The 11,455-nt window shown below is 40.3% G+C and carries 9 protein-coding genes; 2 read left to right on the forward strand and 7 right to left on the reverse strand.

What is annotated here, in order from left to right:
• Positions 1-121: 121 nt before the first annotated feature.
• Both JZY04_RS00005 and JZY04_RS00010 read right to left on the reverse strand, forming a co-directional pair.
• A complete protein-coding gene (locus JZY04_RS00005) occupies positions 122-1,228 on the reverse strand; it encodes a site-specific integrase (protein ID WP_007480249.1) in 1,107 nt (368 codons plus the stop codon).
• Between the two features lie 95 nt (positions 1,229-1,323).
• Positions 1,324-1,938: a TetR/AcrR family transcriptional regulator gene (locus JZY04_RS00010; RefSeq protein WP_007480251.1), complete on the reverse strand. Its 615-nt coding sequence runs from the start codon at positions 1,936-1,938 to the stop codon at positions 1,324-1,326.
• 517 nt (positions 1,939-2,455) lie between these two features.
• Between JZY04_RS00010 and JZY04_RS00015 the strand changes: the two genes are divergently transcribed.
• A complete protein-coding gene (locus JZY04_RS00015) occupies positions 2,456-4,840 on the forward strand; it encodes a HAMP domain-containing sensor histidine kinase (RefSeq protein WP_122143009.1) in 2,385 nt (794 codons plus the stop codon).
• 135 nt (positions 4,841-4,975) lie between these two features.
• Here the strand turns inward: JZY04_RS00015 and gcvT are convergent, their stop codons facing one another.
• From gcvT to JZY04_RS00035, 4 genes are all read right to left on the reverse strand, one after another.
• Positions 4,976-6,061, reverse strand: a complete 1,086-nt coding sequence (gene gcvT, locus JZY04_RS00020; protein ID WP_122143010.1) for a glycine cleavage system aminomethyltransferase GcvT — start codon at positions 6,059-6,061, stop codon at positions 4,976-4,978.
• A gap of 33 nt (positions 6,062-6,094) precedes the next feature.
• On the reverse strand, positions 6,095-7,318 hold the full coding sequence (gene pepT, locus JZY04_RS00025) for a peptidase T (protein WP_122143011.1): 1,224 nt from the start codon (positions 7,316-7,318) through the stop codon (positions 6,095-6,097).
• Between the two features lie 132 nt (positions 7,319-7,450).
• The gene (locus JZY04_RS00030; protein WP_005775983.1) at positions 7,451-8,857 is read right to left on the reverse strand and encodes an amidophosphoribosyltransferase; all 1,407 of its coding nucleotides are present in this window, start codon (positions 8,855-8,857) and stop codon (positions 7,451-7,453) included.
• Positions 8,858-8,940: 83 nt separating this feature from the next.
• The gene (locus JZY04_RS00035) at positions 8,941-9,303 is read right to left on the reverse strand and encodes a DUF488 domain-containing protein (protein WP_122143012.1); all 363 of its coding nucleotides are present in this window, start codon (positions 9,301-9,303) and stop codon (positions 8,941-8,943) included.
• A gap of 520 nt (positions 9,304-9,823) precedes the next feature.
• Between JZY04_RS00035 and JZY04_RS00040 the strand changes: the two genes are divergently transcribed.
• Entirely contained in the window at positions 9,824-10,960 is a 1,137-nt protein-coding gene (locus JZY04_RS00040; RefSeq protein ID WP_005775986.1) for an OmpA family protein, read from the forward strand.
• 63 nt (positions 10,961-11,023) lie between these two features.
• On the opposite strand, the gene JZY04_RS00045 is transcribed toward JZY04_RS00040, so the two are convergent.
• Positions 11,024-11,455, reverse strand: a complete 432-nt coding sequence (locus tag JZY04_RS00045) for a Fur family transcriptional regulator (RefSeq protein WP_005809711.1) — start codon at positions 11,453-11,455, stop codon at positions 11,024-11,026.

An 11,455-nucleotide genomic window follows, 5' to 3' on the forward strand; every position in this document is an offset into this window, starting at 1 on the left:
GTTATTTCCGTTGTTTTTGCCACTTCGCTATAAACTGCTGATTCATAGTTGTTTTAATTGTCTTGAATTTTTCGATAAACGCACCTTATGGTGTAGTTCCTATTCACTATTAAATCATTGTCTAATCATCATCCAAACAATCCAGCGGATTGGGGATTTTTGCTTTATAGGCGTTCGATACGTGCAGATAAATTGCCGTTGTTTTTATATCGGTATGTCCCATAAGTTCCTGTATGGTTCTTAGGTCTGTCCCTTGTTCCAGCAGGTGGGTGGCGAACGTGTGCCGGAGCATGTGCAGGTGTACCCGATGCTTTATTCCGGCTTTCCTTGCCGCTTCTTTCAATATCTTAACCAATGCGCTGGGCGAGTATTGTTCGCCTGCCTGTTCGCCCTCAAAAAGCCATTTTTGCGGTCTGTATTCCCGGTAGTAAGCCCTTAGTTCGTTGAGCAGCTTTTCCGACAGTAGGGAATACCTGCACTTCTTGCCTTTTCCGGCAATCCTGATTAGCATCCGTTCGCTGATGATGTCTTGGGGTGTCAGGTTCAGAAGTTCGCTTCGGCGTAGTCCGGCAGAGTAAATAAGAGAAATCATGCACCTGTGTTTCCGATTGGATAACTGTGCAAAGATGCTTTTCATTTCTTCCCGGCTTAATACTTCGGGCAATGCCTTGTACTCTTTTGCACGGGCTATCCCGCCATAATATTGCCGCTTGCCTTTCCGGACTTTCTCGTAATAGAACTTGATAGCGTTGATGCGCATGTTCTGCTGGGTGGCGGATATGTGCTTTTCCTTTACCATGTGGAGCATATAGCTGTTTATGTCCTCGACCGTCAGCAGGTCAAGGTCTTGCCCCTTGTGGTATTCCATGAAGTCGCTGAAATAGATTTTATAGGCTTTTATGGTGGAAAGGCTGTACCGCTTCTGTTCCAGCAGTTCGAGGTAGCCTCTCGGCAGTATGTATTCCCTTTTAGGTTTGGGATGCCGCACGTAAACCCGGCTGTAATCAATATAGGCGTGGGGCGAATAGCGGTCATAGAAATCCGGCAGTTTAAAAGCGGTGGCAGGTATGTAGGCAGAACTATTGCCTGTCTTTTCCACGTCCGTATCTTGGGCGAGCAGCAGGGCGACAGCCTGACTGTTTACATACTCTATCCGTATGTAGTCCGCACCGTTTCTTTCTTCCTTGTACAGAACGATGCTTCCTCTCTGTTTCTGAACCTTATCCATGTCGCTGAATTTTGCTTCGCTCCAAAGATAAGATAAAAATATCACTTTTTGAACATCTGTTCAAAAATAATAGAGGTTAAAAAAACAAAAGAGTATCAGGCTTTAAGCAGCGAATAGATATGGCGAAAATTTTCTGCCAGTTCGTCCACGTTCAGACCGTTCAGAAATGCTTGTTCGTATGACAGTCCTAAAAACATTTGCCGGAACAAGATAGCCGTTTTCTTCACGTCCGTGTTGCTCCTGATTTCCCCGCTTTCTTTTGCCTTCTGTATGACTTTCTCCCATAGGTCATAGTCTTGTCGGTAGATTTTCTCAATTTTCTGCCTGATACCCGGATAGTACATGCGCACTTGTGACAGGAAATGAAAGTAGTAGAAGTTAGGACTACAATCATGCGGGCTGCTATTATCGCCAATCAGTTCAACAATCCTTTTCATGGAAGCGGCTACTCCCGCCACGTATTGCCCGATGAACTCCGTCAACGTATCGGCAGGAGCGGCAAACTTGTTTTCCGGTTCGTGCATTTGCAACACGTATTTGTCCGCCACAGCCATGAATAAATCCAACTTGTGCGGAAAATAATAAACGATACCCGTTTTTGTCACCCCGCAGGCTTTGGCAAGCGTGATGATGCTTGCTTTCTCGTAGTTCATCCTGACAAATACGCCGAACGCTTTATCTATTACTTCTTCACGGTTAGTTATTATCATACACGTTTGTTTTTAATCGGTTACGAAGATACGGATTTTGTTTTAACCATTTGTACCCCAGTGCTTTTTTTTAGTGCAAGGTGCAAGTATATATTTATATATATAGCTTGCACCTTGCACTAACCCAAAAATATTTATTATCAGATATTTGCGAGTTTCAAAAGAAAGCCGTATCTTTGAACCCGAAAGTTAGGCAGACAAACAGCGGTCAAAGTTGGACAAGCCCAACATCTGAAAATCGTTACTGTTTCGTTACCTATTTGAAATTTTGAAAGCGAAGTAGCTGAAATATAAGCGGTTAGAGTTGTAGGTTCAAAACCCTGTCTCTCCGCAAACTTATCGGATGGTAAGTAGATAAAAAGCCTACAAGTTCACAACTTGTAGGCTTTTTACTATTTATACTTTTTATTTCCAGAACATCTGAGTGAACAAAAAGGTATAATAATGCTACCATTTTATAATCAGACATTACCGTATTGATGGAAATTATATTATTTTGACCGGTAGAAAATAAGCTATGAGACTCACAGACCCTAAATGCAAATACATTTCTGCCTTCATTCTTTTATTGGGGGTCTTCTTATGTGGGTATAATTCCAAACAGTGGTATGTCACAAATCATCGGATTAAAAAAAACATTTCTCTTATTTATTTTTGTTCAAAAGATAAAATCGGGCATGGACGCTTTGAAGAACTTGTAAAACAAGAGTTTAAAGCGCAGGGTATAGAGCCGGTGTTTGATGAATTTTACCTTGATTGTGACCGTTTCGACCAGAAAGTCGAAATGGAACATATAGGTAATTATCTTGAAATTCTGAAAACTAAGCCGATAGATCTTATTTTAGTGGTAGGAGACCAAGCTGCTTTTTCTTTGTTATCGACCCGTCATCGCCTTCTCTATTCTATTCCTGTGGTAGCCTGCAACGTGCATTTCCCTGATGAAAATCTTATAAAAGAGTATGAATCCAGAAAGGTATATGTGTTGAGAGATACTCCGGACTTTAAACGCAATATGGATTTTATAAAGTCTTTGCAACCCCATGTAAATATGGAGATTGTTTATAATATTGATTTAACTGCTCTTGGGCATAAATCTTTTGACTTGCTGAATCGGGTTATCGACAGAAAGAATGTGCAGATTTTGGGGCATAAGTCAGCGTTTTCTATGGAGTATGAATACAAGGAAATGAGAGAAATGATAGAGTATTACAGTCTGATGCCTGCTGTCGCAAATCATAAATCAGAAAAGGAGGAACTGACTGTGAGTCTCTGCCCTTTCCGGTACATAAAAGGTGCTTCTTTGCTTGTTATGATGGAAAATTCGAAATGTGAGCAAGAGAGGAAGGCATTCTTACTTGATAAATTTGATCTGGTATCGCTTCCGATAGTAAATGCTCTGAATATACCTTCTTTCAGTTGTGTACGCGAGGGATTTGGAGATGGGAGTAAAATTGTAGGTGGTTATATGGCTACTGAAGAGATCTCTGCACAAGCTGTTACCGGTTTATCCGTCCGGCTAATGAATAAAGAGAAAATAGGTATGCCTAAGATAAGGGATCTGGAGAAAGAGTATGTGCTGGATTGGAGTGTCTTTTCGTCCTATAATGGTTATGATATTGGAAATGTGGCAAAGGATGTGCGTATTATTAATTATCCGTTCTATGACCATTACCGAAGGGAGGTTTATTTATTGGGTGTGCTATTTATTCTTGCATTCATTTTCATATCAATCAGCCTGTTGCGTACGCGGCGACGTTCTCTGATAGAACGTAAGAACTTACAAATATTGGAAGAAGCACACAAACGGTTGACTCTTTCTGCCGACGGAGGGCAGATTTCATTATGGAATATGCAGGGAGATGACATTGAATTTGACGATAATTATACGCGTCTGACAGGTATGGGAAAAAGGAGGGTTAAGAGAAGCACCTTTTTAGAGTATGTACATCCCGATGATTCTCAGTTATTGAGTTCTTTTTACGAAGCACTTTACAAATCTCCGGGCATGCAAATACAACGGGCACGTTTTTGTTTTGATGAAACGGAAGAATATCAATGGTACGAATTGCGCTGCCGGAGTCTGAAAGATGTAGAAGGCGAGATGATGCTGGCAGGTATCATGCAGAATATTCAGGAGGCGGTAGAACGTGAGCATCAGTTGATTCTGGCTAAACAAATGGCTGAGAAAGCTGAATTAAAACAATCTTTCCTTAATAATATGAGTCATGAAATTCGTACCCCGCTCAATGCAATTGTCGGATTTGCGAATGTGTTGATAGGCGAAGGTTCCGAAGAGATAGATCCGTATGAAAAGGCAAGTATGCTTGATATCATCAATCATAATAATGAATTGCTTTTGAAGCTTATTAATGATGTGCTGGAAATATCCCGTCTGGACTCCGGAAGTCTGGATTTCGAAATAAAGGAATGGGATATGACAGAGATTATGAAAGAGATTTATCTGACGTATCAGCCGTTAATTCAGCCTTCCTTGCAGTTTCATCTTGAATTGGGTAATCCGGTTCCTTTACTTGTGCATATTGATCGTTTCCGTTTTACTCAGGTTATCTCCAACTTTTTGAATAATGCAAATAAGTTTACTCAAAATGGTCATATAATATTGGGATGCAAAGTGGACGAAGAACATCATGAAGTTTGTATATATGTAAAAGATACCGGTAAGGGAATCGATGAAAAGGAACTTATGATGATTTTTGACCGTTTTTATAAAACAGACGAATTTGAACAGGGAAGCGGTCTCGGACTTGCTATTTCTAAAGTTATTATCGAGCGATTGTCAGGGCGTATAGAAGTGCATTCAGAGAAGGGGAAAGGCAGCTGTTTTGCAGTGATTTTATCATTGGCGGATGTACGGAAGGATCATTTGGATGAGCTTTTATAAAGTGTCGTGGCGGGTGATCCGCTTGATCTGATTCAGCGGGGCCGGTTTCATGATAGTGGCCCCCTGTACTTACATAAAAATCCCCCTCTGTCCTTTGAGGCAGAGAGGGATTTCAACTTATTATTTTCTCAATGTTTATTTACGGAAAGGCAGTTTTACTACCACAGCTTTCAGCTTACGGCCACGCATATCGATGCATATCTCCGTACCGACCTTGCTATATTCAGGCTTTACATATCCCATGCCAATACCGATTTTACGGGTTGGAGACATTGTGCCCGAAGTCACAATCCCGATTTTATCACCTTCGGCTGTTACCAGTTCGTAACCATGTCGGGGAATACCACGGTCGATCATTTCAAAACCTACCAGTTTGCGGACTGTGCCCTCAGCCTTCTGTTTTTCAAGCATTGGGCGATTTGTAAAGTTCTTGCCATCCACGAATTTAGTAATCCAACCAAGTCCGGCTTCAATAGGAGAGGTAGTGTCATCCAGATCATTGCCATACAGGCAGAATCCCATTTCAAGTCGAAGTGTGTCACGTGCGCCAAGTCCTATCGGCTTAATGCCAAACTCGGCTCCTGCTTCGAAAACGGCATTCCAGATCTTTATGGCAGCATCAGGATAGAAATAAAGTTCAAATCCACCGGCTCCGGTATATCCCGTATTAGAAATAATCACATTTTTCTCACCGGCAAACTCACCAACCTTAAATGTATAATAAGGAATATCGGAAAGGTTAATGTCTGTCAACTTTTGCAGAGCTTGAATAGCTTTCGGACCTTGTACGGCGAGTTGCGCCATATTATCAGAAGAATTTTCCAGTTCGGCTCCTTCTGTATTGTGAGAGACGCACCAATTCCAGTCTTTCTCTATGTTTGAAGCGTTGACAACCAATAAATACTTTTCCGGTTCATATTGATAGACCAGCAGGTCGTCAACAATACCGCCGTCTTCATTCGGAAAACAGGTATATTGAATTTTGCCCGGCACTAAAGCTGCCACGTTATTTGAGGTCACTTTCTGCAAAAAAGCCAATGCATGAGGCCCTTTCACCCAAAATTCACCCATGTGGGAGACATCGAAAACACCGACATTATTACAGACAGTAAGGTGTTCGTCAATGATACCGGTGTATTCAATAGGCATGTTATATCCTGCAAACTCGTGCATCTTAGCACCAAGTGCGATATGTTTCTCGGTAAATGGAGTGGTTTTCATGAAATGAGAATTTAAGAATTATATAAATAATGATTATTTAGAAGCTACAAGTTCAGCAATCTTCACAATGACTTTCATTGCCTTTTCCATGTTCTGGATCGGAACAAATTCATAGCGGCCATGGAAGTTCAGCCCACCTGCAAAGATGTTAGGACAGGGTAAACCTTTGAATGACAATTGGGCTCCATCCGTTCCTCCACGAATTGGTTTCACATTCGGCTTCACGCCTACAGCCTCCATTGCGGCAAAAGCAGTATCGATAATATGCATCACAGGCTCAATCTTTTCTCGCATATTATAGTATTGGTCACGCAACTCAAGAGTGGCGGTACCTTTACCAAACTCTGCGTTGATCTTGTTTACCAGATGCTCTATTTCTTTCTTGCGATCTTCAAATTTATTGCGATCATGGTCACGAATGATATAGGATACAGTACTCTGCTCTACATCCCCCTGGATACCGATAAGATGATAGAATCCTTCGTATCCGGAAGTATGTTCCGGAGTTTCATGCCGGGGAAGCATGGTGATGAATTGGTTGGCTATGCGGATAGAGTTAATCATTTTATGTTTCGCATAGCCCGGATGCACATTACGTCCCTTAAAAATGATTTTGGCAACAGCGGCATTAAAGTTTTCAAACTCCAATTCCCCGACTTCTCCTCCGTCCATCGTATAAGCCCATTCACATCCGAATTTCTGAACATCAAACTTATGAGCACCTTCACCTATTTCTTCATCCGGATTGAAACCGATCCGGATTTTGCCATGTTTAATTTCGGGATGTTCTTGCAGATAGACAACGGCTGATACAATCTCGGCAATACCTGCTTTGTCGTCTGCTCCTAATAAGGTTTTACCATTGGTGACAATCAGATCTTCTCCTTTGTGATCAAGCAATTCGGGAAATTGAGCCGGTGAAAGCACAATGTTTTCTTCGGCACAGAGTACAATATCCGAACCATCATATTTTTCTACAATGCGTGGAGTTACATTTTTTCCACTCATGTCGGGACTCGTATCCATATGTGCTATGAAACCGATAACAGGTAATTCCTTGTCTGTATTGGCCGGCAATGTTGCAAAAAGATAACCGTTTTCATCCAATGTTATATCTTCTAACCCCAAAGACTCTAATTCGGACTTTAGATATTCGGCAAATACCATCTGTCCCGGAGTACTGGGAGTAAGTCTTGTCAGTTCGTCCGACTGTGTGTCAAAGCTTACATACTTTAAAAAACGTTCTACTAAATTCATATCATTAAGAATTAATAATTTGCTAATCTATTATTTTTCACGCCTGTAAAGGTAAAAAAAGAGCCGTGAACTGCCAAGCAATTCACGGCTCTTTTTTAATACATTATTCTATATTTAGTCACTAATAGCTACTTAGAAACAGCTGGAGCCATCGAAACAATGGGTGCAGACCTTACATTTTGGCAGTCCGATAGCTTCAATTAGTGTTTCAATCGTATTGAATTTGAGGGAAGAAAGTCCAAAACGTTCAGCAATAATACTTACCATTTTTTCATATTCCGGTGAACCGGTAGTAGCATATTTATCCAGGTTTTTGTTTTCATCTCCTTCCAAGTCTTTTATTATTTGTCTGGTGATCAGTTCCATGTCTGATTTTGAGGCAGTAAACCCAATAAAGGGACAGCCATAAATCAGCGGTGGACATCCAATACGCATATGTACTTCTTTTGCACCATAATCAAAAAGTATTTTCACATTATCGCGCAACTGCGTACCGCGTACAATGGAGTCGTCACAAAAGATGATACGCTTGTCCTGAAGCATTGCACGGTTAGGTATTAATTTCATCTTTGCTACCAGAGAACGTAATTCCTGCTTACTCGGAGTAAAACTACGAGGCCAGGTGGGAGTATATTTAGTAATGGCTCTATGATAAGGAATCCCTTTCCCTTCTGCATAACCTAATGCCTGTCCAATACCCGAATCCGGGATTCCACAAACGCAATCGGCGTCAAAATTATCCTGTTCTCCCATTTTCATTCCGCTCGTGAAACGCACTTCCTCTACATTACGGCCTTCATAGCATGAATTGGGAAAGCCGTAATATACCCAAAGGAATGAACAAATCTGCATTTTATCGTTGGGCTTACGGAGTTGTTCTAAACGGTCGGCGTGCATACGGACAATCTCACCGGGACCTAAATAACGTTCTATTTCAAAATCAAGATTCGGAAAACTGTTGGATTCACTGGTAGCAGCATAAGCCCCCTCTTTTTTACCGATAATTATAGGAGTACGTCCCCATTTGTCACGTGCGGCAATCACTCCATCTTCTGTTAACAGAAGCATGGAACACGATCCCTTGATATGGTTATATACGTTTTCAATCCCTTCAACGAAGTTTTTTCCTTGAATAATCAATAAAGCAATAAGTTCAGTCTGATTGGTGTTACCCGAACTAAGTTCGGCGAAATGCATGTTTTGTGAGAGTAGTTCCTCTTCAAGTTCTTTGAGGTTGGTGATCTTTGCGACTGTAACAATGGCGAATCTGCCAAGATGTGAATTGATAATAATGGGTTGTGCGTCTGTATCACTAATAATGCCTATACCGGCATTTCCTTTAAATTTATCAAGTTCCTCCTCAAACTTAGTCCGGAAATATGAACTTTGTAAATTGTGGATCGAACGGATAAATCCTTGTTCTTCACTATATGTCGCCAGTCCTCCCCGTTTTGTTCCCAGGTGTGAGTTATAGTCTGTGCCGTAGAATAAATCGGTCACACAGCTCGTTTTCGAGACTGTTCCGAAAAAACCTCCCATATGATTCTTTTTTGATGTTGTTTTTAAAAAGATGGCGCAAAAGTACAAAAAAGATTCGTGTTGGCATAGGTTTCTATAAGAAATCAGTTTTTCAGGCGATCCTCCAGAAACGCCTGTAAAATACGGGCATGATTATAAACCGGTTCCTTAGAAGCATATAAAAGAGTGACTGTTTTATAAGGATGTATCCGGACTAAAAAATCAGTTACTTTATCGGAGGTTTCAAGCTCTTTCCGGTACATTGCCGCAAACTCTTCCCAATGTCCTGGGATATCTCCGTGAAACCATTTTCTCAAATCGGAAGAGGGAGTCAGTTCCTTCGCCCAATAATCATACTTTAAATATTCTTTTTTCATTCCACGAGGCCAAAGCCGGTCAACCAGTACACGATAGCCATCCTGTTCCGAAGGATCTTCATATACACGTTTAATTCTTATCTGATTCATATCAATGATCTTTTGATTATAATAACTTAATAGAAATAGAAAAAGTTTATGGAAGAAAGGACAAATCATAATACCTTAAGAAAATGTGAGTTTTAAAATTCAAACATTGTAAGTGCATCGTTCTTCAAGTGGAGATTGATAAGAGAAGTTATGAAAGATGAAAATCGGAACATAAGGAATTAACAAATCATTCATTTTGTTTGTAGAGCTTTATATTGGTATTATACCTATTTAATTATTATAATCTGCTGAGAAACAAATTTATGTGAATAGCTCTGCAAAGCGATCTAAACGCTCTTTTTCTATTCCAATTATAAATACCTATTTTACAAAGGTTTGCATTTAATTCAAAATTTACTTCCCAGAAATAGGCTTGCGGAAATTTGCAAGCTACAAAAATAAATTATATTTTTGCGGCTGTTTTTGCAAAACCGGTTTACATGAATCGGATCGATAAAACAGTTATTGGCGAATAATTAACTATTAATGTTTAACCAAACCAATTTAAAATTTAGAAAAAATGAAGAAAAGTATTATTATGTTTGCATTAGCAGCATTGATGAGCACAAGCGTTTTCGCTCAAAACAATGATGCAGAACGCCTTCCGGGGTACAAAACAACTTTCGAAGGTAATGGATTTTGGAATAACTGGTATATGTCTTTAAACTTTGGTGCGCAGTCTCTCTTCGCTGAAAACTCTAAAGATGCAAAATTCAGAAACACTATAACTTTTATGCCGACTCTTTCGGTAGGTAAATGGTTCAACCCTTATTGGGGAGTTCGTTTGCAGGGTACAGGTGGCTCATTGCATGGATTTACATCTGGAGCTAATTCAATGTTACATTATCAATATGGTGCCGTTCATGCAGACTTTATGTTTGGACTGATCAATTTCTTCGCTCCTTATAAAGAAAATCGTCGTTTTGACATCGTTCCTTTTGCAGGTATCGGTGGAGCATTCATCCGCAAAGGTGACCAGTCATTTACAATCAATGCAGGTATTCAGGCACGCTACCGTATTTCAAAGCGTTTCGATATCAATGTTGAATACCAGGGAGCTATTTTAGACGACGATATGGTAGTTCGCGGCGGTTTCCCGAACGATGGAATCAGTGGGCTGACAGCCGGCGTTACTTTCCGTTTCGGAAAAACCGGTTTCAAGAAAGGTTACTCTTCACGTCAGTACAATGCAATTAAGAGCAACTATTCTGACTTAGAGGCAAACTATACTTCTTTGAAAAAAGAAAATGCTGCACAACAAGCCGAAATTGCTGAGTTGAAAGCACGTAAGCCGGAGGTTATCAAAGAAGAAACCGTAATCGATAATTCAGAAATCAAGGCTCTCCCAAGTACTATCACTTTCCCGTTCAACAGCAGTAAAATTGAACTCTCACAGGAAGTAAGTATCTTCAATATTGCTGAATTCTTAAAAGCAAATCCTGAAATCCGTGTTCGTCTGACTGGTTACGCCGACAAACGTGGTTCGGAACAAGCTAACAGAATTGTTTCTGAAAGACGTGCCAATGCAGTGACAGAGGTATTTGTCAATAAGTACGGAATTGCTAAAGATCGTATCACTACAGAATTCAAAGGTACCAGCACTAAATTTGAAAATGATGACTGGAACCGTGCAGTAGTTGTGGAATTGATTAAGTAATAACAATTATACTACCTTTTTTAAGAAGGCGCATTGATAGATCATATCAATGCGCTTTTATTTTTAATGGCCTTTTTTCAGCTCTGCCGCACATTCCGCGCAACATCCTTTTAATACATAATTTATGCTTCGTACGGCAAATCCTTCAGGCAAATCTACTACGGGGACATGAATGTTTTCAAGGCAGAAAGTCTTATGGCAATATTCACAGTAAAAGTGCGTATGCAAATCTTTCACGGCACAAGTACATTCACTGTCACAAACTGCATATTTTAAAGATCCTGTACCATCATCTACGCTATGTGCCAGATGTTGGGAAACAAACAGGGTAATCGTTCGGAATATGCTCGACTTATCCACAGTATCCAGTTTGTTCTCCAAATCAAGAAGTGAAACAGCTTGTTCCGCATCTATCATAGCTTTTAAAACCAGCATCCTTATGGCAGTAGGTTTTATTCCTCTCTGTTCTAATATCTTCAAACACAAATTTTCCAT

Source organism: Bacteroides sp. 11BF (genome assembly GCF_019633765.1).
GTDB classification, from domain to species: Bacteria; Bacteroidota; Bacteroidia; order Bacteroidales; family Bacteroidaceae; genus Bacteroides; species Bacteroides hominis.